At 37.2% G+C, this 22,414-nt stretch carries 15 protein-coding genes; 8 read left to right on the top strand and 7 right to left on the bottom strand.

The annotated features are described in order from the left end of the window. Nucleotide 1 precedes the first annotated feature (1 nt). Nucleotides 2-172 carry a hypothetical protein gene (locus BC008_RS49840; RefSeq protein WP_161938190.1) on the top strand — a complete coding sequence of 57 codons (171 nt, stop codon included), beginning with the start codon at nucleotides 2-4 and terminating at the stop codon, nucleotides 170-172. 6 nt (nucleotides 173-178) lie between these two features. Here the strand turns inward: BC008_RS49840 and BC008_RS32585 are convergent, their stop codons facing one another. From BC008_RS32585 to fabI, 4 genes are all read right to left on the bottom strand, one after another. Then, nucleotides 179-3,235 (bottom strand): PAS domain S-box protein, encoded by a 3,057-nt coding sequence (locus tag BC008_RS32585; RefSeq protein WP_058184220.1) that lies wholly within the window; start codon nucleotides 3,233-3,235, stop codon nucleotides 179-181. Between the two features lie 314 nt (nucleotides 3,236-3,549). Next, nucleotides 3,550-4,584, bottom strand: a complete 1,035-nt coding sequence (locus tag BC008_RS32590; RefSeq protein ID WP_058184221.1) for a heme-dependent oxidative N-demethylase family protein — start codon at nucleotides 4,582-4,584, stop codon at nucleotides 3,550-3,552. A 101-nt stretch (nucleotides 4,585-4,685) separates the two neighbouring features. Then, a complete protein-coding gene (gene hisB / locus BC008_RS32595) occupies nucleotides 4,686-5,327 on the bottom strand; it encodes an imidazoleglycerol-phosphate dehydratase HisB (RefSeq protein WP_027845458.1) in 642 nt (213 codons plus the stop codon). A 288-nt stretch (nucleotides 5,328-5,615) separates the two neighbouring features. Next, the gene (fabI, locus tag BC008_RS32600; protein ID WP_027845459.1) at nucleotides 5,616-6,392 is read right to left on the bottom strand and encodes an enoyl-ACP reductase FabI; all 777 of its coding nucleotides are present in this window, start codon (nucleotides 6,390-6,392) and stop codon (nucleotides 5,616-5,618) included. Nucleotides 6,393-6,772: 380 nt separating this feature from the next. On the opposite strand from fabI, the gene ntcA reads away from it, so the two are divergent. The 3 genes from ntcA (at nucleotide 6,773) to BC008_RS32615 (ending at nucleotide 9,937) form a co-directional block, all read left to right on the top strand. Next, complete coding sequence (ntcA, locus tag BC008_RS32605; RefSeq protein WP_027845460.1) at nucleotides 6,773-7,444, top strand: global nitrogen regulator NtcA; 672 nt, start codon at nucleotides 6,773-6,775, stop codon at nucleotides 7,442-7,444. A gap of 218 nt (nucleotides 7,445-7,662) precedes the next feature. After that, complete coding sequence (locus tag BC008_RS32610) at nucleotides 7,663-9,156, top strand: DUF3084 domain-containing protein (protein WP_027845461.1); 1,494 nt, start codon at nucleotides 7,663-7,665, stop codon at nucleotides 9,154-9,156. Nucleotides 9,157-9,490: 334 nt separating this feature from the next. Continuing rightward, nucleotides 9,491-9,937 (top strand): pre-16S rRNA-processing nuclease YqgF, encoded by a 447-nt coding sequence (locus tag BC008_RS32615; RefSeq protein ID WP_027845462.1) that lies wholly within the window; start codon nucleotides 9,491-9,493, stop codon nucleotides 9,935-9,937. A gap of 91 nt (nucleotides 9,938-10,028) precedes the next feature. On the opposite strand, the gene BC008_RS32620 is transcribed toward BC008_RS32615, so the two are convergent. The 3 genes from BC008_RS32620 to BC008_RS49845 form a co-directional block, all read right to left on the bottom strand. Then, nucleotides 10,029-10,292 carry a DUF3146 family protein gene (locus BC008_RS32620; protein ID WP_027845463.1) on the bottom strand — a complete coding sequence of 88 codons (264 nt, stop codon included), beginning with the start codon at nucleotides 10,290-10,292 and terminating at the stop codon, nucleotides 10,029-10,031. Nucleotides 10,293-10,967: 675 nt separating this feature from the next. Then, nucleotides 10,968-13,121 carry a polyribonucleotide nucleotidyltransferase gene (locus BC008_RS32625; RefSeq protein WP_027845710.1) on the bottom strand — a complete coding sequence of 718 codons (2,154 nt, stop codon included), beginning with the start codon at nucleotides 13,119-13,121 and terminating at the stop codon, nucleotides 10,968-10,970. Nucleotides 13,122-13,238: 117 nt separating this feature from the next. Further along, a complete protein-coding gene (locus tag BC008_RS49845) occupies nucleotides 13,239-13,385 on the bottom strand; it encodes a hypothetical protein (protein ID WP_161938191.1) in 147 nt (48 codons plus the stop codon). A 1,428-nt stretch (nucleotides 13,386-14,813) separates the two neighbouring features. On the opposite strand from BC008_RS49845, the gene BC008_RS32630 reads away from it, so the two are divergent. From BC008_RS32630 to BC008_RS32645, 4 genes are all read left to right on the top strand, one after another. Beyond that, entirely contained in the window at nucleotides 14,814-18,089 is a 3,276-nt protein-coding gene (locus BC008_RS32630) for a DEAD/DEAH box helicase (RefSeq protein WP_027845709.1), read from the top strand. A 350-nt stretch (nucleotides 18,090-18,439) separates the two neighbouring features. After that, nucleotides 18,440-19,336: an SWIM zinc finger family protein gene (locus BC008_RS32635; protein ID WP_027845708.1), complete on the top strand. Its 897-nt coding sequence runs from the start codon at nucleotides 18,440-18,442 to the stop codon at nucleotides 19,334-19,336. A 55-nt stretch (nucleotides 19,337-19,391) separates the two neighbouring features. Next, nucleotides 19,392-19,718 (top strand): CU044_2847 family protein, encoded by a 327-nt coding sequence (locus tag BC008_RS32640; RefSeq protein WP_027845707.1) that lies wholly within the window; start codon nucleotides 19,392-19,394, stop codon nucleotides 19,716-19,718. Nucleotides 19,719-20,503: 785 nt separating this feature from the next. Then, nucleotides 20,504-22,279: a sensor histidine kinase gene (locus BC008_RS32645; RefSeq protein ID WP_027846872.1), complete on the top strand. Its 1,776-nt coding sequence runs from the start codon at nucleotides 20,504-20,506 to the stop codon at nucleotides 22,277-22,279. Nucleotides 22,280-22,414: the final 135 nt, after the last annotated feature.

The following is a 22,414-nucleotide window of genomic DNA, read 5'->3' on the forward strand; positions in this document are numbered from 1 at the left end:
AATGAGAGAGGGAAGTGTGGGAGGTGTGGGAAGTGTGGGGGGAAATCCCAAAAAATATAAAGGGGTTTTAAAAATCGGATTTGGTATAAGGTGGAAAAGAGTCGCAAGACCAAGAAAAAGGGAACGGAAACAGAGAAGAAATAAAAATATTCACCGTACCTTAACTCTTTGAAAAACCCTATAAGAGCGATGTTAGAGAATTCAATAATTCCTGTGCAGTGAAAGGCTTTGCCAGAAATTGTTGAGTTCCGCTTCCTGCAGTTTGTGTGAGACTTTCCATCGATGCTAACCCACTCATGGCAATAATTTTCACGTGTGGATTCATTCGCTTCAAGGTGCGAATTGCTGTCGGTCCATCCATCAAAGGCATCATCATATCAATTAAGACTGCAGAAATTTCATGTTTATGGACAGCGTACAAAGAAATTCCCTCGATACCATCTTTAGCTATCAAAACCTGAAAATTATAGGTTTCCAATGTGGCTTTAATAATTTCACAAATACTAGCTTCATCATCAACTAGCAAAATTAGTTCTCCACTCGCCGGGAACAACTCGGAATTTTGGGTGACTTGAGGAACAATACCTTGCCTGGCAGGTAAATATACTTTAAATTGGCTGCCTTGTTCTACTTTGCTAGATATCTCCACAAAACCGCCATGGTTTTTGACAATCCCTAAAACAGTTGATAGACCAAGTCCTGTGCCCTTACCTACTTCTTTAGTTGTAAAAAAGGGATCGAAAATTCTGTCTATATTTTCAGGAGGAATACCAACTCCGTTATCAGCAATTGTTACAGCCACATAAGGACCAACTGTTGCCTCAATATTCATCCTGGCATAGTTTTCATCGATTGAGACATTTTGAGCATAAATACTTAATTTCCCTCCATCAGGCATTGCATCACGAGCATTGACAATCAAGTTAATTAATACTTGATGCAATTGGGTGGGGTCTGCAGAAACAATCCATAGGTCTTGCGGTACATTCTTTTCAATTTCAATCGATTTAGGAAATGTTTCTTTGACAAACTGCTCGATATCTTTGAGTAAATGCTTAATTTGGACTAAGGTACGCTTGGTCTCATCACCACGGGCAAATGATAGAATTTGCTTGACCAAGTTAGCCCCGCGTTTGGCACTGTTTTCCAAAGTTTCTAACATTTGTTTGGAAGTATTATCCAGGTGGTTTACCTTGATCGGTAATAATTGGGCAACACCCAAAATTGGTGTCAAAATATTGTTGAGATCGTGAGCAACACCACTAGCCAAAATACCAAGACTATCCAAGCGCTGGGCGCGAAGAAATTGTGCTTCTAATTGTTTCTTCTCCGTAATATCAGTATCAACTGTCAGGATAGATTTAGGGTTTCCTACTTTATCTCTTACTAAAGTCCATCTACTGGCAACAATAATTTCTTTACCAGTTTTAGTTACTTGATATAATTCACCTTGCCAAGAATTATTCTCGCGAACTTTTTCTAATGCGTCTATTAGTTCTGGTGATTTTTTTGGATATAAAAGTTCATTAGCAATTTTACCGATCGCTTCTGAAGAACTCCAACCATAAATGCTTTCAGCAGCTTGATTGTAATATAAAATTTCCCCTGATAAGCTTCGTAATAAAATTGCGTCTGTAGTAACATCAAGTAGCGCTGCTTGTTCGGCGATTTTTTCCTCAGCAAGCTTGCGATCGGTCAGATCTACACAAGAACCGACATAACCGGCAAAACTCCCATTTGAATTAAATCTAGGCGTTCCCCGATCCAAAATCCAGCGATATTCACCATCATAACCTAGCAACCGATATTCCATGGAGAACGCTCGCCGTTCGTCAAAGGATCTCCAGTAAATATCTAAAGACTCTTGTCTATCCTCTGGATGAATACCCCGAATCCAGCCATGACCAATTTCGTGCTCTAAGGTTTGTCCGGTTAGTTCCAGCCAGCAGGAATTGAAGTAAGTACAACGTTTATCTGTATCGGTAAGCCAGATCATTACTGGAGCAGTATCCGCCATGGTGCGAAATCGCTCTTCGCTCTCTTGTAAAGCGACTTGTGCTTGCTTAACTTCAGTTATATTACTGATCACCAAAATAACTGTTGGTGCTTTCCCTTTAACTTGATTTGGTACAATTTTAGTCGTGTAAAATTGAACCTCACCCTGAAAATTGAGAATTGAATATTCTATTTCCTTAACTTGTCCGGTATCAAAAACTTCCCCGATCGCAGACTCAAATTTGGAAATTTGTCCTTCAGGAAAAGACTCTGCTAATTTCCCATATAATAGCTGCTTTTGAGTTGCCTCCCCATAAGCTATATTAGCGAAAAGGATTTTACCTTGACGATCCAATTCGTAAATACAAATAGGTACATTTGAGGTAGTAGAGCTTAAATTTTGAGGCGAATTATAATAATTTTCTTGGTTTTTCTCTAATTCTGATTGTTGATATTGGTCAATATCCTTTTGCTTCAAAGACTCTACTTCTTGATCGCAATATTTATTATTAGTTTCTAGTTTACCGCTAGGATATAAAAAATGAAATTCTGTTTCATTAGCAATATCTTTTTCACTCTCATCCATTTCGTCAAAAGAAACTGTACTAATTTGACCAGTTCTTTGACTATCTACCTCTTCATATACTGGATCGATAAATTGATGTTTCGTTTCTAGACCTGAGACTAAGGTCTCTTCTATTTGCTTTGGTTGATTTTTTTTAATTCTTACTTGATTTTGTAAGGTTTCAATAACATCAATTTTTTCTAGACCATCTAAAACTTGCAATAAAGTATTTTGAGTAACTATTCCTACTAAACAATCTCGTCTATCTACAACCGGTAAATGGCAAATTCTATGTTCGCGCATCAAGGAACGAATTGCGAAAATATCCTGCTCGGGGAATTGCTTAATTTTTACGATCTTTCGCGTCATTACTTCGGAAATTCTCATCTTAGATAAGTTTTTCCCTGCAATGGTAAGTCTAATTACATCTGTTTGAGTTAATATTCCTACTACATTCAAATTCTCTACAACTAATACATAATCTTCTGGCTTCAGGTTTACACTAATCTTCTCAGGCTGATGATTTGCTAACTCATAACTATTACTATATTTTGCCCGACCCATCATCACAGCAATTGCATCAACAACTAAAATATCGGATGGGACTATTAATGGCGAAGTGTCTATCGCCTGTTTTAAAGCAAATAAATCAATTTGTTCGGCATTCTGTTGCATAATTACAATGCCTTATAAAAACTCAATATATACTCCACGTCTATTAATTCAAAATTACTACAGAACAAAAATTACATAGTCATTCAAAGCTAAATAAATAACATTTGAGTGACTCAGAATGATTGCCTGTGTCATATTAAATTAAGTGTTTTCAGTATTGTAGCTATTTTTTTGGTCGCAAATAATTTTTATTAATTTTTATTATTAAATTCCGGTTTATGTTGAATAACAAAAATAGGTAATTTAGCTTTTGTATTCAATATAAATCTTAGCATTCAAATAGGATACAAGTATTTACAGTACTAAAAAAGTATTTAAATAGACATAAAATCATTATTTAAGAAATTCAAAATATCTTCTTTACTATTAGTTAATCCCTTATAAATTAAAGAATCTGATGTCATAGACTCAATAGCTGAGGATAATTTATACCTTAAATTATTGTCTTTTTTTAACAAGCTACAGTCACGAAAATAAGTACGGATAGTAAATAAAGATGCGTTATGTTCGGGTAAACCCCACATAGTCTGACGTTCAATCCTTAAATATAATCGGGGACAATCTCGATTAAACTTTCTCCCATTCCATTTTTCAACTGATATATTTTGTGGTGTTCGTGGGTGATGGTTAAGCCGCGTGTCAGTACTCAAACCCCAAGCAAAACGTACCATTGGTCTGCGAGTAATAATAGTGTTAACAATTTTATCAGCTTGGCGATTCATTTTTTCCATGCCTGCAACAGGAGCATGTACTGTGGTAAAGTCTTTACCTATTTTTTCTTCTGCTGACCAATGATTGGGAAAACATAAGTGAATAGCACTTACCCAGTTTTTCCCACTTCTATCACGGCAAATGACTGTGATATCTTCTTGAGTTTGTGCTGCTAAAGCGTCGAGGGTAGAAGTATAAACTGGAACTATTTTTTTACTATTAAATTCAACTGCTTGTAGCTGCAAATTTTTGTCTAAGTAGAGGCTTTCTCCGGTAAGGAAACTCTTAAATATGATATTCCCATCATATAAAAATTGTGTAAAGTACTGGGGATATTCTTGGGTTAAGCGATCAATAATTAACCCTGCGACAGCAGTTGCAACACCTAGAGGATAATTATAGGTTTGGTAATACTTATCTAAATTTTCTTTACGAGCAGCAAGCTTTAATCGACGATAATGAGCAAAATTACTATCAATTTGAAATACCTGTTCGTCGATTTTACCGTTACCCAAGTCGGAACCGAGAGGAATCATTCCTGGTTTTACCTCATAACGTCCATTAGCTAGAGGAAAATACCAAACAGGAATTTTAGATTTTTCCACCGTTTCAGCTTCTAAAAGTAAATCTGACACCATGGATCTCTTTGGGAAAATTAACGAGTAATCTTAGCGCACAGTAATGAGTATTTTATTCCTCTCCCCACACTCCCCAAACTAATCGACTGACTTAAGTAAAGTTAGAGAACCCCTTTAGAACTAGGAATAGTACTTGCACGACGGGGATCTATTTCTACAGCCATTCGCATAGCCCGAGCAAAAGCTTTAAAAGTCGCTTCAATGATGTGATGTGAATTAATTCCATCAAATTGACGAATGTGTAACGTCATTTGTGAATGGTTAACAACTCCTACAAAAAACTCTCGCACCAACTGAGTATCGTAAGTTCCTACCCTTTGGGTGGGTATTTCTAAACCATAGGTAATGTGGGGACGTCCGGAAAAGTCCAAAACTACTTGAATTAAGGATTCATCTAAAGGCGCAATAAAATGACCAAAACGGACGATTCCTTTGCGATCGCCTAATGCTTTTGCAATTGCTTGTCCCAAAGTGATTCCCACATCTTCGTTGGTGTGGTGATCGTCAATTTCCACATCGCCCTTAGCCTTAATATCCAAGTCGAACAAACCATGGGAAGCTATTTGATGCAGCATATGATCCAAAAAAGGAATTCCTGTTGCAGCACGACAATGTCCCGTTCCATCGAGATTAATTGTTACCTGTACATCTGTCTCACCGGTAGTGCGACTAACTGAAGCAATGCGAGGATTACTAACTGCACTTTGATGACGCGACTGAGTTTGACGATTACTTGTTTGCATAGGAGCTTGCTACTTAGATAAAGTCTTGAGGGTGGAAAATGCCAATAGCTACACCTAAATACAAAATTGAATTTGGGTAATTAGCTTGTAGCTATTAACAAATGAAAGTTCGTAGTTGGAAGTTCGTAGTTGGAAGTTCATAGTTGGAAGTTCGCAACTGGAAATTCATACTCAGAAGTTCTCAACTTAAAGTTTAAAATTCGAGGCTCATAATTTCAGGCTTACAATTTCAGGCTCGCAACTTGAGATTAACAACTTTGAGATTAACAACTTGGAAGTATTGATTATTTACATACCCATGATTTCATATCCAGCATCAACATAGATTACTTGTCCCGTAATTCCACTTGCTAAATCGCTGCATAAAAAAGCTGCCGCATTTCCTACTTCTAATTGAGTAACAGTACGTCGTAATGGTGCTACTTCTTCCACATGATGAATCATGTCTAAAATACCTCCAACCGCAGAAGAAGCTAAAGTTCTAATTGGACCTGCAGAAATTGCATTTACACGGATATTTGCTGTACCTAATTCAGCAGCAAGATAACGTACGCTGGCTTCCAAACCAGCTTTAGCAACTCCCATTACATTATAATTGGGCACAGCTCTGGCACCACCTAAATAAGTTAATGTGAGAATACTTCCACCTTCTTTCATCAATGGTTTAGCTGCTGCTGCTAGTTGAGCTAATGAATAAGTACTGACTTCTAATGCTGTATGAAAACCGGAGCGTGAAGTCTCACTAAATCCACCAGTCAAGTCTTCTTTTTTTGCAAAAGCAAGACAATGGATCAAAATATCTATTTTTTCCCATTTTTCAGCAATTGTTGTAAAAGTAGATTTTACTTGCTCATCATCTTGAACATTACAAGGCAGAAATAAGCTAGGGTTCAGAGGTTCTACGAGATCGGAGACTTTCTTCTGCATTTTACCCTTTTCATCAGGTAAATATGTTACACCTATATTTGCCCCAGCTTTATGCAATTGCTGTGCAATTCCCCAAGCAATAGAACGACTATTAGCAATACCTGTTACAAGTGCATTTTTTCCTGTTAGATCCAGCATAAAAGTTGATGACGTAAACAATCATGCTTGAGCATACTAGAATTTGACTCTGGTATGTCTTTGTTTGAACAAATTTTTTTTAAAATCATAAAGGTCGATGTTTTTTACTGCCATAAAATTTCTATTTACTTCTTAAAATATTCTGAATATATGTTGTTTTTTCTCTTAACAAAACCACTCAAATATAAATTTTCTAATTAAGTCTCAAAAATTAGTAGATCGAAACATGAAAAATTATGTATCATGATGAACAAATAGTTAAAAGGATAAGAGGTTGAGTATAGTAAATAACAAAAATGTTGACAATGCAAATTCAATTTTTCAAATGTATTCTTAGGTAATTTACTTTTGTTTTTCCGGCATTGGGTAGGGGAAGGGAGATGATCGTGACACAAGATAAAGCCCTAGCAAATGTATTTCGTCAAATGGCAACTGGCGCATTTCCACCAGTTGTTGAAACTTTTGAGCGCAATAAAACGATCTTTTTTCCCGGCGATCCTGCAGAGCGTGTTTATTTTTTACTCAAAGGTGCAGTCAAACTTTCCAGGGTGTACGAAGCAGGAGAAGAAATAACAGTAGCATTGCTGCGGGAAAATAGTGTTTTTGGCGTCTTATCTCTGCTGACGGGAAACAAGTCAGATAGGTTTTACCATGCAGTTGCTTTTACACCTGTAGAATTACTCTCAGCACCCATTGAGCAGGTGGAGCAAGCATTCAAAGAAAACCCCGAACTGTCGATGTTAATGCTGCGGGGTCTTTCTTCACGAATTTTGCAGACAGAAATGATGATTGAAACACTCGCTCACCGAGATATGGGTTCCAGGTTGGTGAGTTTTTTACTGATTCTCTGTCGAGATTTTGGAGTCCCTTGTGCTGATGGAATTACTATCGATCTGAAGCTATCTCATCAGGCGATCGCAGAAGCCATCGGCTCTACACGCGTTACAGTTACCAGGTTACTCGGCGATTTGCGCGAGAAAAAGATGATTTCCATTCACAAAAAGAAGATTACGGTGCATAAACCTGTGACTCTAAGTCGACAATTCACTTAAACTGTTCCGTTTAGATGGAAGTGGAGATGGCTCAGAAAGTTTCAAAGCTTAATACTTACACTTAGTCAAAACTCAAAAGTGTAGTTTTAAATCTTTACTTTCTAATTGCTGAAACTTACACTTCATAAGTAATATCAGCTATTGCCAATCTCCAATTCCCCACAGAAAATGTCAATAAGTAGTAGGCTGTATCTGGGAGGGTTTCGGTAACTTAAAGTATGGACTCTGGGTACATCATAGTTTTAGCTGTTTTAATTTTGGGAGGCGTTATTGCTACCGTTGGCGACCGAATTGGTACGCGGGTTGGCAAAAAGCGGCTCTCACTCTTTAAGTTACGCCCAAAACATACAGCAGTATTAATAACAATCATTACAGGGGTAGGAATTTCCTTATCAACTTTAGGAATTATTTTTCTGGTAGATAAAAATCTACGCCGGGGTATTTTGGAGCTAGAACATACTCAAAACGACCTCAGACGCGAACGCAAACAACTAAAGAAAACCGAAGCTCAAAAACGTCAAGTTGAGGAAAAATTAAGTGCAGTCAAGCAGCAGCAGGTAGAGGCTCAAGAAGCATTAAGAAAAATTAATAAAACTTTAGAAAGAGCCAATGCGAAGCAGCGAGTTACCCAAGCTCAACTCGAAGATACCCTTACCCGTCAAGCTCAAACTGAAAATAAACTCCAACGAACCACCTCCCAGTTGACTCGGGTTGTTGAGCAGTACGAACAAGCCAGGTCGGAACTACAAAATGTTTATAACCAGAGAAACGAGCAGTTAAAACGAATCGAGCAACTGAAAGTCGAACGTAAAAGACTTGTAGATGAGATCGAACAAGCTCGAGTTGCAATTGAACAACGCGATCGCGAAATTACAAGTAGAAACCTTCAACTAGAAGATCGGGACCGGAAAATTCTCGAATTAGATAAACGTATCCAAAAACGTAATTCTGAGATTAAAGCCCGGGAGCAAGAAATTGCTCAAAGACAAAAAATAATTGAAGAAAAACAAAACCTTTTAAAAGACTTACGAGCACAACAACAATTTTTGCAACAGCAACTTGGTAAGTTAGGTGAGTCCAACCAAGAACTACGCAGGGGTAAGCTAGCACTGTTTCGGGGTCAGGTATTAGCAGAAGCAGTAGTTAGCGTTAAAGAACCTACAGCAGCACGTCAAGCTGTAGTGAGACTTTTGCAAGAAGCGAGTCGTAATGCGATTAATCGATTGAGAGAACCAGGATTCAATAAGATTAATCCCCAACCATTATATGTAACAAAATCACAGGTACGGCGATTAAGCCGAGAAATTGATGATGGTCGAGAATATGTAGTTAGAATTTTCTCTGCAGAGAATTATGTCAAAGGGGAAAAAAGAATAGAAATTTTTGCTGATGCAACACCTAATGAAATTGTGTTTTCCAGAGAAGAAGTGTTAGCAGCAACAACAGCAAATCCCAAAAAAATGACATCTTATCAACTGCGCCAAAGAGTTGAACTATTAATCACAGCTTCCCAATTTCGTGCTCGCAGTGCTGGAATTTTAAAAGATGTAGAAATTGATTCTACTTTTTTGCGTTTTATTGACCAGTTAAGCAAATACGATCAAGAATTAGATATTAAAGCAATTTCAGTGAGAAATACTTATACAGAAGGTCCTTTAAAAGTTAAATTGATAGCAACAAATCGTAAAGGAGAAGTTATTTTTAGCTCTTGAAAACAACAGGTATTTTTATAAAAAATAGAGCATTAATATATCATTTTTAATAAATAAATTGAGATATAAACTTAGGAATAAATATTATTTGAGAAAGTTAAATAATTAAATATTTTAATTTAAGACAGAGTTTTACTGCATTATTCATTAACAATTACTATGTAACAATCGTATTTAATTTTTGAACAGGTGAATCCTTTATATTAATTACATGAAATGTCTCTACAACATTTATTTCCATCAACGATTTAAGATTACTATATAAAATAGAATAAATGTAGAATATAAAATTCTCAATTGCGAAGAACTAACTCTTGATACCTGATTTATTGATATGAATTTTGGTGAATTTTCGCCCACACAACCTTTGCTTTTGGGATTCGATCCAGGTAGGGATAAATGCGGTATAGCAGTAATGGGATTAGATAGACAACTGCACTACCATCAAGTTGTTCAGTCAGCCCAAGCAGTAAAGACTATTGAAACGTTACGAAAAAAATACCCAATTTCATTGATGGTCATGGGCGACCAAACCACAGCCAAGCAGTGGAAAAAAAAATTACTAGAATCGCTTGCCGAAACCTTAAACATTATTTTGATCGATGAACGTAATACTAGTCTACTTGCACGCGATCGCTATTGGATAATGTACCCACCAAAAGGATTATCAAAGTTAATACCACAAGGAATGCGTCAACCACCAAGACCAATAGATGATATTGTAGCTATTTTGCTAATTGAAAGGTATCTCAACCGTTTGACCGAACCAATGAATAGTTGACAGGAAAAGGGAACAGGGAACAGTAAACAGCGAGCAGATATTGACAACTGTAGCCCGTAAGGGCATGGCGTTAGCCGTAAACTGGTAACTGTTATAACTCTGCTCGAATCACAAAATCATAGTCTCCTCCAGGTTCGAGTTGATAATCTTTTTGTTCTAAAAAGCGACTTAAGGGTTCTTTAATTAATGCTCGCCCTTGAGATGGTTGGACTGACAATTCGCCTTGGCGAAAGTGCCATTTAAACTCCCATTGAAAGTCACCGGCTTTGACTTCACCTTCGAGAAGCCCGCTTTGCCAAGACTGGCGAAGAATTCTGACGTAAGCAGTAGTTTCTGGTAGTCCTTTTCTACTCACAATGATTTCTTTTGAGATTGAGTTTAAAACTGACTGGGATTTGTCAAAACTTTGAGATAGACTCGTCTTCTCACTTATGCTTTCTGTTATGGCAGAGCTTTGTTAAAATTCTATGTCACAGTGCCATTACTAAAGCGAACATAAAGATGTGACACCAAATCCGATTTTTAAAACCCTTTTATATTTTTTGGGATTTCCCCCCACACTTTCCACACCTCCCACACTTCCATCTCTCATTCTAAAAAGGGGTAATTAACCCGGACTTAGTATGACACCCTAATAGCTACAGCTTCACTTTTAGTGCAGGGTAGTTAATATTTTCCCAAGATACATCAAATATATTTTACTTGCTAAGTAATGTTGAGCTAGGCGTAACTCATACAGTTCTTCGGTTGCAAACTCTAAACATCAACAAGGTACACAGCATCAATGCCATGCACCCACATAACTTACTTGATTTTCTTTTATGCCGGTTTAATCAGTTTACACTCCCACGACCGGAAGCCGTGGGCTTTTTACTTTAAAAACTGCAATAGCTAACTAGCCGTTTGAAAAAAAAATTCAGAATTACCCTCTCTTAAAGGCGGAGACTATTAGTATTCTCAACAAAAGCGGATTTTAGATTTGCGAACGATGCTAAATCCAAAATCCAGAATCTAAAACCCTCCTAAATAATTACCGATTAACTGCTTGTTCTCGCGCAGCAGCAGCTTGATCTGGATGAATACCCAAACGAGTGAGATTAATTCTACCCTTGTTATCAATTTCCCTGACTTTGACAATGACTTCATCGCCGATAGCAACTTCATCTTCAACCTTACCAACGCGATAGTCGGCCAATTGTGAAATGTGAATCATACCTTCTTTTCCAGGTAAAAATTCTACAAATGCGCCAATTGGGATAATTCGAGTTACTCTACCAACGTATACATCGCCTTCATTCAATTTGCGAGTCATCCCTTGGATGATATTACGCGCCTTTTTGGCCTTGAGTTCATCTATTGCGGATATGGTAACGGTTCCATCATCTTCAATATCAATTTTGGCACCAGTTTCTTCTGTAATGCCTTTAATTGTTTTACCTCCGGGACCAATTACCAGACCAATCATATCTGGTTCAATTTTAATGCTCAATAATCTGGGCGCATATGGTGACATTTCACTGCGCGGACTATCTATAGTCTGGAGCATTTTATCTAAAATATGCAACCTTGCAGCTTTTGCTTGATTAACTGCTTGAGAAATTACATCTAAGGACAATCCCGAAATTTTCATGTCCATTTGCAAGGCTGTAATTCCAGTATCAGTTCCAGCAACCTTGAAATCCATATCCCCTAAAAAGTCCTCAATTCCTTGAATATCTGTGAGAACTCGGACTTCATCACCTTCCTTGATTAAACCCATTGCTGCACCACTTACAGGTTTACTGATTGGTACACCTGCATCCATCAGCGATAGGGTTGAACCACAAACAGAACCCATTGATGTTGAGCCATTGGAAGATAACACTTCCGAAACTATGCGAACTACATAAGGGAATTGTTTTCTTGATGGCAAAACAGGTAATATAGCTCTTTCTGCTAAAGCTCCATGGCCAATTTCTCGCCGTCCTGGAGCGCGCAAGGGTTTAGTTTCACCAACGGAGAACGGAGGAAAGTTATAATGGTGGATATAGTACTTTTCTTGATCACTTTGCAAATCATCATTTAATGATTGCGCATCTCCGGGAGTACCTAAAGTACAGGCAGATAAAACCTGAGTTAGTCCTCGATTAAATAGACCACTACCATGAACTCGCTTAGGTATTAAGCCCACGTTACAAGATACAGGACGAACTTCATCAAGTTTGCGTCCATCTACTCGCACGTTATCTTCAACTATTTGACGACGCATTAACTTTTTGGTGATGCTTTTGAAAGTATTACCCAAAGCTTTAGCATTAGCTGTTGCTGCGACGCGAATCGAATCCTCTTCCGGTAATTCTTCGATTTCTAGCTTAATTTTTTCTTTGACTTCATCTAAAGCTGCATCGCGCTCGTTTTTACCAAATTCAAATTTAGACAAAATCTTCTTGATTTCGTCTGTAGAACGCTCGCTAATGAAGTCTTCGAGTGAAGAATCTACTTCCGGTGGCTCTTCCCGCACAAGTTCTATACCCAATTCTGCAATCAAGTCTTCTTGGGCTTTAATCAAATCTTGTACTGCTTCGTAACCGAACTCTATTGCTTCGTTGATATCTTGTTCTGGTAATTGATTCGCACCAGCCTCCACCATGATTACACCGTGGGGCGAGCCTGCAACTACTAAATCTAGATCCCCAGAACTGATCTCAGAATAAGTAGGATTAATAATAAAATCATCTCCTACCAAACCAACCCTTACTGCTGCCATTGGTCCATTAAAAGGTATCTTTGCCATCAATGTCGCAATGGAAGCACCGGTTACTGCTATTACGTCAGGTGGTACCAGTTCATCTACTGATAATGTTACGGCAACAATTTGTAGGTCATCTCGCAACCAAGACGGAAACAAGGGACGCAACGGACGATCTATCAAACGACTTGTAAGAATTGCTCTTTCCGGCGGACGTCCTTCCCTTCGCAATAATCCACCCGGAATTCTGCCCGCAGCGTATAATCTTTCTTCGTAATCTACGGTCAGAGGTAAAAAATCAATGCCCTCTCTGGCTTGCGATCGCGTCGCTGTAACTAATACTGCTGTCTCTCCAGACTGTATCAAAACTGACCCACCAGCCTGGGGAGCTAGTAAGCCAACTTTGAGTCGAATATCCCGTCCATCAAAGGATATTGACTTCTCAAATTCTTCCATTCAGTGTTTTTTCCTTCTATGCACGCTATTCTATTCTCTGTGGCAATCCTAACATTTCTATACTATTGCTGGTGTCGGTTGCACACAAAGACCGTTCATGTACTAATAAATCGCTGATTAGACTCGCCGATGCATCATCAAAGTTTCGACTTTGCGTTCATCATTATGGCTAGCTCCACAGCGACGAGGAAATTTACCCATAGTCTTAGACTCCAGAAATTTCCACAGTCTAACAAAAGGTATATTAGTTCGAACGCACCTCAACCAAAATAATTATAGTTGGGTATTAATTTACCTCAATAAAGAGACTTTACCGGGAAAATTGGCGTCCTCAATGTTCCGTTGGAAATTTTGCCTACGAAAACCCCAGTAAAGAGAGACCAATGTTTGGAGAAATGCTCGGGCTGAAAATGCATCTAGAGCAAACAATATTAAATGTTACTTCTTAATATTTATTGCGCGTAGCTAAACTATCGACATAAAGATGCATAAACACCGATCGCTGGCATTTATCAAAGGCTCAACTCTAATAGCAAATACAGAGCAAACACATAGCAATAATGTATAAGTGCTCATTTTTAGGCCGTGCCTCCAGATCTCTCAATCCTTTGCCGTGCCAAAAATATTGTCCCACTATAACATAAATTATTTACAAGACCTTAAGCTTATTGCTTGACTATTAATGATTCCATCTAATACTGTCTGTACTCGTACTTTACAAACAAAAATTATAGATATTCACTGCATCCTATAATATGTTTAAGAATTAAATTTAATATAACTATTAAATTATTTAGATTTTATTTGCTGCTAGTAACATCATTTTATATACAATATAGTTTTGATATGATAATTCCCCAAGTCCAAGTAACGCTAACATCAAAATAAAAACAGTTTCATTTGCTTATAGAATTAAGCAGAGTATTGCAAATATATCTCTTATATGTAGAATAAACCTGGTTTGTCTGATGTGAGTGTAGCAAAGCTAAATCTCTATACGTCACAATTCACTATTGTTCGTGTGGGAATGGGGAAAGTGAAAAGTAATAGTTCGCAAAAGGTATACCGACACTTTGTCTACTAATTTTTTTCTGTAGAGATATTTTTAGTATCAGTACAGGCTACATGGACACATTCTCAAACCACTCTTGATATTATTGTGTAAGCTTAAGAACACACAAAAGTTAAGAAAAAAGTTGACTAAGTTAAAAAGGTCGATCTTAGGAATATATCGCTTGTTTTTAGGGATTTTACAGTCTTAATTTTACAGCTTTAAAATGTAAACTCTAAGCGATTTCTACGAAGAATACAAGAATCTCTCGATTATTCACAGTTCTCTTGATCTTTCAACTTTCTTATTTTTTTTAAGATTAGACCAAGTATGCTTAATATTAGGACTATAGGTGTTAGTGACTCTAATCTATTGTTAAGTATTAAAAATTATATAATTGTTAGCTGATGGTAAACTAAATTTTGAACTAAGTTATAATTTATTTTCATAAATTTATTACATTTAATGTCTAACTATCAAAAATATTAACTATCAAAAACCAGAAGATGAAAATCAAGATTGAGAACTAGATAAAACCTAAAAAAATAAGCATAACTAATTAGTTCAAAACTTAAAGGTAAATTTCAACATAAAATTCGCAAAATCAAGTAATATTTGCATCTAGGGATATAAGTTAGCAAATGACAATTTTACACGGCAATTGGATTTTAGAAAATCAGGAAAGATATTTCTTCATCTGGGGAGAAACTTGGCGTTTTTTAAATCCAATTTCTATCGAAACGGCATCCGACGATGTGCCATTAAATCCTCTGGGAACGGAATCACAAGAACTTGTAGATTTTTTAAGAACTCGAAAATTCAAACTTACTAGCTTAATACCAAAAGTTGAGAAACATAGCAGTAGTAATGGGAAAAAACGTAAATCGACTGATGACTTGAGTCTCAAATTGAAAAATACGACTCAAATTATTGCTCTACCAACAACTATTGAAAAAGCAAAAATTTCGGTGGAGCAGATATTTATTTCCCCAGTTCATTCACTACGTGTTGGCGAATCAGAAAATATCAACAGTTGTCAATATATTCAGCCTTGGCGCGTTGACGGAATTATTCTCAACTCTACAGAAGCGATAAAATTTCTGAGTAATGTACCTCTGGATTTAAACAGTACAAATAATGAGTTTATTGGTGGAGACTTACGCTTTTGGTCGCAAATTGCCCGTTGGAGTTTGGATTTAATTTCTCGCTGTAAATTCTTGCCAATTTTAGAGCGAGAATTAGACACTTCGGGAGTTGCAAAATGGCAAGTATTATTAGATAGTGCTATTGATAGCAGCCGTTTAGAAAATTTTGCTCGGTTAATGCCTGCTATTTGTCGGGTTTATCAGCAGGATTCGAAAAATCTAAACGGTAATGAAGAACTATCAACATCTAAAGTTGCTTCTGCTGGCTCCTCATTTTATTTGGATTTACCTCAGCAACCCCAAGAATTAATTTTAGATTTTCTTAATTCTGTGGTGGATTCCCAAGTTAGAAAAATGGTTGGTACTATTGGGACTGGGGAAGCTCGTTTAATTTCATCTTTACCCTTTGTAGTTCGCCAATGGTTACAAGGCTTAATTGGAGAATCAAATGTTCTTAAAGCCGATACCATTGCCGTCGAAAGACTTGATGCAGTATTAAAATCTTGGACTTTACCTTTACAATATCAGCTTGCAGGAAAAAAACAGTTCCGTACTTGTTTTGAATTGCGTTCCCCAGAATCTGGGAAAACAGATTGGACTTTGGTATATTTTTTGCAAGCGACGGACAATTCAGAATTTTTAGTTGACGCAGATACTATTTGGAAGAACCCAGTCGAACGCCTAGCTTATCAAGAACGCACTATAGAGCAACCCCAAGAAACTTTTTTGCAGGGTTTGGGTTTAGCTTCCCGTTTATATCCAGCGATCGCAGAAAGTTTAGATAGCGAATATCCCAGTAGTTGTACTCTCAGCCCCATGCAGGCTTATGAATTTATTAAGTCTGTTGTTTGGCGTTTTGAAGATAGTGGTTTAGGAGTGATTTTACCACCTTCTTTGGCTAATCGCGAAGGATGGGCAAATCGTTTAGGTTTAAAAGTCAAAGCTCAAACATCCCGGAAAAAACAAGCAGGTGTGGGTTTGCAGAGCCTACTAAACTTTAAATGGGAATTAGCCATTGGAGGACAAACTTTAAGTAAAACAGAATTCGATAGTTTAGTAGCTTTAAACAGTCCCTTAGTAGAAATTAATGGGGAATGGGTAGAACTGCGACCTCAAGATATTAAAACTGCTCAATCTTTCTTTACCAGTCGTAAAGAGCAAATGTCCTTATCCTTGGAAGATGCTTTACGCTTGAGTACGGGAGACACCCAAACAATCGAAAAATTACCGGTTGTTAGTTTTGATGCTTCTGGAGCTTTAAAAGAATTAGTAGGAACCCTTGCAGATAATCAATCCTTAAAACCTTTACCTACACCGAAAAAATTTCAAGGTACCTTAAGACCTTATCAAGAAAAAGGATTTTCTTGGTTAACATTTTTAGAACGTTGGGGTTTGGGTGCTTGTCTTGCTGACGATATGGGTTTGGGTAAAACCATTCAGTTGATTGCGTTTGTACTTCATCTCAAAGAAGAAAAAAGTTTAGAAAACCCCATTCTACTTGTATGTCCCACATCAGTAATTGGTAATTGGGAACGGGAAGTCAATAAATTTGCTCCGGTTCTAAAAGTTTTGCAATATCATGGTGATAAACGCCCGAAAGGTAAGAAATTTCAAGAAGTAGTCAATAAATCAGATTTAGTGATTACTAGTTACTCCTTAGTTCATCGGGATTTAAAAATATTAAAAGGAGTTAATTGGCAAGGAATTGTTTTAGACGAAGCACAAAATATCAAAAATTCTGAAGCAAAACAATCACAAGCAATTCGTGATTTAGAAGCAACATTTCGGATTGCTTTAACGGGTACACCAGTAGAAAATAGATTACAAGAGTTGTGGTCTATTTTAGATTTTCTCAACCCGGGATATTTAGGCAATCGACAGTTTTTCCAACGGAGATTTGCCATTCCCATAGAAAAATATGGAGATGCAGATTCTTTAAGTCAGTTACGTTCCTTAGTGCAACCTTTTATTCTACGTCGCCTAAAAACTGATCGCGATATTATTCAAGACTTACCCGAAAAACAAGAGATAAATGTTTTTTGTAGTTTGTCTCCCGAGCAAGCGCAACTATATCAAGAAACTGTAGAAAACTCACTTTCAGAAATTGAATCAGCCGAAGGTGTACAACGTCGAGGAATGATTTTAGGGTTATTAGTCAAGCTCAAACAAATCTGCAATCATCCTGCTCAGTATTTGAAAACTAAAACATTAGCAAAACAAAGCTCTGGTAAACTCCAACGCTTAGAAGAAATGTTGGAAGAAGTCACATCTGCAGGCGATCGCGCTTTAATATTTACCCAATTTGCTGAATGGGGTAAACTACTCAAACCCCATCTGGAGAAAAACTTGGGGAGAGAAATATTATTTTTATACGGTAGTACCACCAAGAAAAAACGTGAGGAAATGATTGACCGCTTCCAACACGATCCCCAAGGTCCACCAATAATGATTCTTTCCTTAAAAGCTGGAGGTGTGGGATTAAATTTAACGAGAGCAAATCATGTGTTTCACTTTGACAGATGGTGGAATCCAGCAGTAGAAAATCAAGCCACAGACCGGGTATTTCGGATTGGTCAAACTCGTAATGTCCAAGTTCATAAATTTGTATGTACCGGTACCTTGGAAGAAAAAATTCATGACATGATTGAAAGCAAAAAACAATTAGCCGAACAAGTAGTCGGTACCGGTGAAGAGTGGCTAACAGAATTAGATACAGATCAGCTACGCGATTTACTATTACTTGATCGCAATGCAGTAATTGAAGAAGAATAGGTAATAGTGAACAGTTATCAGTTATCAGTGAACAGTGTTAACGGCTAGCATAAGCGTACCGTAGGTATTGCGTGGCGCTAGCCATACAGTGAACAGGTAACTGACAACTGACAACTGTTAGCGCCTAGCGGTTAGCGGCTCGTGTAAGCGCGCCCTGCGTGACGTTAGTCAGAGGCTTTGCCGACGCCGCAGGCTCTAGCGTACCGGATCCGTAGGTAGCGAAGCTATAGGTATTACGTGCGCGTTAGCGGCTAGCGGTAGCGTACCGTAGGTATTGCGGAACACGTAAGTGTACATAGCGCATTAACTGACAACTGATAACTGACAACTGATAACTGATAACTGAAAAAATGACAGAAGGAACCTTACAAGCAAGTCGAGAATGGTGGTCGCAACGGTGGCTAGAATTACTAGATTCTTATCGATTTAAAAAACGGTTGGAGCGGGGTAGAATCTACGCACGTCAAGGAAATATTCTCAGTATTGAGTTTCAAGGTGCAAAAGTTATAGCTAAAGTCCAAGGTAGTGAAGCGCAACCATATACAGTTTCCCTTTATTTAGATTCCTTTACTGATGAGGAATGGGGTTATGTTATTGAAACAATGTCACAAAGGGCTATTATTCCTGCTAAACTTTTATCCGGCGAAATGCCACAAAATATAGAAGAGGTATTTACTGCTAACGGTTTATCTTTATTTCCCTTTACTCTTTCCGACGTTCATAGTAAGTGTACTTGTCCTGATAAAGCTAATCCTTGCAAACATATTGCTGCTATCTATTATCAATTAGGCGATCGCTTCAGTGAAGACCCATTTGTTCTTTTTCAGTTACGGGGACGTAATAAAGAAAAAATCATTAGTAGTTTGCGCCAATTACGTGGTGCTAGCCTTGAAAAAACAGATCTTGAAATAACCAATGTTGAAACAACAGATATTGAAACAAATGCTGATGTTGAAACTCCGGAAAATTCCCCTGTTCAAAATTCAGTAGTAGATTCTTCTTACATACCTTTAAAAATGGATAGTTTTTGGGAATATAATCAACCCTTAGAGTCTTCTTTAGTAGTGATAACACCTTCGGTAAATGAAATAGTTTTGGAGACTTTAGGTTCGATTCCACTAGCTAAAGATGAAGAAAAAATTGCTAATTTGACTTCAGCAGATCTAGTTATGAGATATTTAGATTCTGTTTATAAAAACGTTAGTCAAAAAGCCGTAGTTGCTGCGATGAACTTATCGACTGATTAAATGATTTTAACTTTGCATCGATGTTATAAATGCAGAATGATTGACTTAAATCGTAATGGAATCTCCAAGCAAAGTTATTTCTGTAAAACTCAGTGATGGTACAAATGTCAAGGTAGAAGCGACTTTAATTGGCGATGCGCAGAATGTCATGCCTTCAGCGTATCGCAAAATTACTTCTCAAACCTTACCTTTTAACGAAGCTACTGCTGGAATTGAGTCTTTGAGTAAAGATATTGCTGAAACGTTACAGAAATTAAAGCCAGATAAAGCCAGTGTCAAATTTGGGGTGGAAATTGGGGTTGAATCTGGTAAGCTAACTGCTGTTTTGGCTAAAGGGACTCAGAACGCGAATTTAGAAATAACTTTGGAGTGGAATCAGTAGAAATTTTAAGTGTATATTTTTGAGTCTTATTATTTAGGGCTTGCTGAATAAACAAAAAAAGGTGATACCCAGTACAGTATCAGACCGAAGGAATATATTCAGGTGCAAGAAAAAAGTCTAGAATAAGCCAAAAGCCTTGCATTACCGTGAGTAACACCAAAGCGTCTAATTAGTATATAAGTATATATATTTTTTTTCTCGTTCGTGGCGCGTCGTGGGTAAGATGTCTCTTACTATTGGTCGTAAATCTGATATAAGCCTTTGCTCGTATTGTTTTTACCAGATATGAAGACATGAGATTTTTCAAAAAAGGCGAGAATGTCTTCGTACTGATGAAGACAGTTGTTGCTCACAAATAACATCCCCAAATTTGACTGTATCCCTTCTACATTAAGGGTTTGAGTATTTACGAAACTTAATTTGAGACGCAACGTTCGCCTTCGGCGCGTCATAAATTTAATCTATTTGCGTAGCAAGGCGTTAGCCTAAACTCGACAGCTTGAATCTACCTATCCCCGTGAACGATTACTAAGGAAGATCCAAAAAATAAAATCTCCAACCGTCGGTTGGAGATTTTATTAATTTGAAGTTCCTAATACTTCTACTCCTAATTTTGGGAACCCTATTAAATACAGTTTTATAGGAATTCTTTCACACTTTGATTGATTGTAAACGAAAAATACTGCTTTTTGTGTCATGCAACAACTAAGGTCTTGTGACAATTGCGTAAGTCCTTTCTTTAAAAATCGGGAATTACCTATATAAATAATTAGAAGCTGAAAATAATGAAAAATAATGAGAACGCAATCCCACTTTCAAAACAATTGAATCAGTGGGTTGGTTATTTGAAAGTAGGACACAAAATAGGCTTAGGATACGGACTGGCTATTTTTGTTGCTATTCTAGGAACAACTACTGGGTTTGTGATTGGAGATAGCTACCATAAAGAAGCACTTGAACGAGAAGAAGCTTCATTAAATGCATACAGATTAGTTAATGATTTACAGAATAAAGCCCTTCTAATACGTCTTGATTGGTTAGAATTACCTATAATCTTGGATAAACCAGAACTTGTAAAGAAACAAAAGGCTGCTATAAAAGAACATCAAACCGAGTTTAAGCGACTCTGGGTTAAATTCAAATCCAAATTTAACAAGACAGAAGAGAAAGAAGAGGAAAAACAAGAAAGTATTATTAGCGAAAATTACTCAGCTAGGCTGATTTATGAAAGCTATTCTCAATTTCCAGATTTATATTTACAGCAAGTTGAAGAACTGATTAAAAATTTAAACTTTAATAATATTCAACCAACAAAACTCGAAACTACTAGAACTCAACTTACTAACTTTAGTAACACGGAATATTCGAGAAAATTAGAATATTTCGCTAAGGATTTACTCAGTTTATCTCAGGAGATGTATGAAGAATATGAAAAAGCAGAAGCTGAATTTGCTGTTGCTCAACAATTGCGCTTGAAAATATTTTTTGCAAGTGCTGTTTTATCAGTTTTAATTGCTATTTTGTTAGCTACTTTTACTAGTAGAGCTATTTCTAAACCACTGCAATCAGTAACAGATGTTGCTCAAAAAACCACACAGGAAGCCAATTTTGATTTACAAGCTCCTGTTACCACCTCAGATGAAACTGGTAAATTAGCAACTTCTCTCAATCAGTTGATTCTAAGAGTCAAACAACTACTGATTGAAAAAGAACAAAAATCTGAAGAACTGCAAAAAGCCAATGAGAAACTGATAATGACTCAAAAGCAAATGGTAGCTCAGGAAAAACTCGCTTCGTTGGGTTCCTTAACAGCTGGAATTGCTCACGAAATCCGCAATCCGCTTAATTTTGTGAATAATTTCGCTCAACTTTCTGTGGAGTTAGTCCAAGAATTATCCGAAGAAATTGCCCAACAAACAACAAATATCAACGAAGATACGGCTGAATCAATTACAGATATCCTTAGTCTTCTGTCAACAAACGTGAGTAAGATTGAACACCACGGTCAGCGAGCTGAGAAAATAGTCGGTAATATGTTGCTTCATGCGCGGAATGGCGGACATCTATGGGAAAGCAGCAATTTAAATCAGCTATTGGAGGAAACAGCTAACCTTGCTTATCACGGGATACGGGCAAAAGATTCTTCTTTTAATGTGACGTTTGACACCGACTACGACGAAAATATTGGTGAAATTGAAGTTGTCATTCAGGATATTAGTAGAGCATTTCTTAATATTCTTGGCAATGCTTGTTATGCAATACAGCAAAAGCTCAAACAACAGGGAAATGAATTTACACCAATACTCAACATTAGGACTAGAAATCTTCAAGACAAAGTTGAAATCAGGATTCGGGACAATGGTTCCGGTATGACTCCAGAAGTGCGCGATCGCATTTTTGAGCATTTTTTCACTACCAAGCCAACAGGAGAAGGTACGGGTTTGGGATTATCCTTAACTTACGACATTATTGTGCAACAGCATCAAGGCAGCTTGGAAGTGGAATCGGAAGTAGATATTTACACTGAATTTATCATTACTTTACCAAAAAAAAATCAGTAATTTGAGGAGATATGACCATGATTATTGTTTTAGTTGTAGATGATGAAGCTGTATCCCCTCAAAATTCCGGGGTAAGGAGTTACTCAGGTATCCATGACCAACCAAAAGGATTAGAAGAGGACTTATCCCGAATTA

Origin of the sequence: Mastigocoleus testarum BC008, assembly GCF_001456025.1 — a bacterium.
GTDB classification, from domain to species: domain Bacteria; phylum Cyanobacteriota; class Cyanobacteriia; order Cyanobacteriales; family Nostocaceae; genus Mastigocoleus; species Mastigocoleus testarum.

What these genes read in the sequence shown, in the direction of transcription:
- BC008_RS49840 (WP_161938190.1), top strand. Translation starts at nt 2, where the DNA reads ATGAGAGAGGGAAGTGTGGGAGGTGTGGGAAGTGTGGGGGGAAATCCC.
- BC008_RS32585 (WP_058184220.1), bottom strand. Translation starts at nt 3,235, where the DNA reads ATGCAACAGAATGCCGAACAAATTGATTTATTTGCTTTAAAACAGGCG.
- BC008_RS32590 (WP_058184221.1), bottom strand. Translation starts at nt 4,584, where the DNA reads ATGGTGTCAGATTTACTTTTAGAAGCTGAAACGGTGGAAAAATCTAAA.
- hisB (WP_027845458.1), bottom strand. Translation starts at nt 5,327, where the DNA reads ATGCAAACAAGTAATCGTCAAACTCAGTCGCGTCATCAAAGTGCAGTT.
- fabI (WP_027845459.1), bottom strand. Translation starts at nt 6,392, where the DNA reads ATGCTGGATCTAACAGGAAAAAATGCACTTGTAACAGGTATTGCTAAT.
- ntcA (WP_027845460.1), top strand. Translation starts at nt 6,773, where the DNA reads ATGATCGTGACACAAGATAAAGCCCTAGCAAATGTATTTCGTCAAATG.
- BC008_RS32610 (WP_027845461.1), top strand. Translation starts at nt 7,663, where the DNA reads ATGGACTCTGGGTACATCATAGTTTTAGCTGTTTTAATTTTGGGAGGC.
- BC008_RS32615 (WP_027845462.1), top strand. Translation starts at nt 9,491, where the DNA reads ATGAATTTTGGTGAATTTTCGCCCACACAACCTTTGCTTTTGGGATTC.
- BC008_RS32625 (WP_027845710.1), bottom strand. Translation starts at nt 13,121, where the DNA reads ATGGAAGAATTTGAGAAGTCAATATCCTTTGATGGACGGGATATTCGA.
- BC008_RS32630 (WP_027845709.1), top strand. Translation starts at nt 14,814, where the DNA reads ATGACAATTTTACACGGCAATTGGATTTTAGAAAATCAGGAAAGATAT.
- BC008_RS32635 (WP_027845708.1), top strand. Translation starts at nt 18,440, where the DNA reads ATGACAGAAGGAACCTTACAAGCAAGTCGAGAATGGTGGTCGCAACGG.
- BC008_RS32640 (WP_027845707.1), top strand. Translation starts at nt 19,392, where the DNA reads ATGGAATCTCCAAGCAAAGTTATTTCTGTAAAACTCAGTGATGGTACA.
- BC008_RS32645 (WP_027846872.1), top strand. Translation starts at nt 20,504, where the DNA reads ATGAAAAATAATGAGAACGCAATCCCACTTTCAAAACAATTGAATCAG.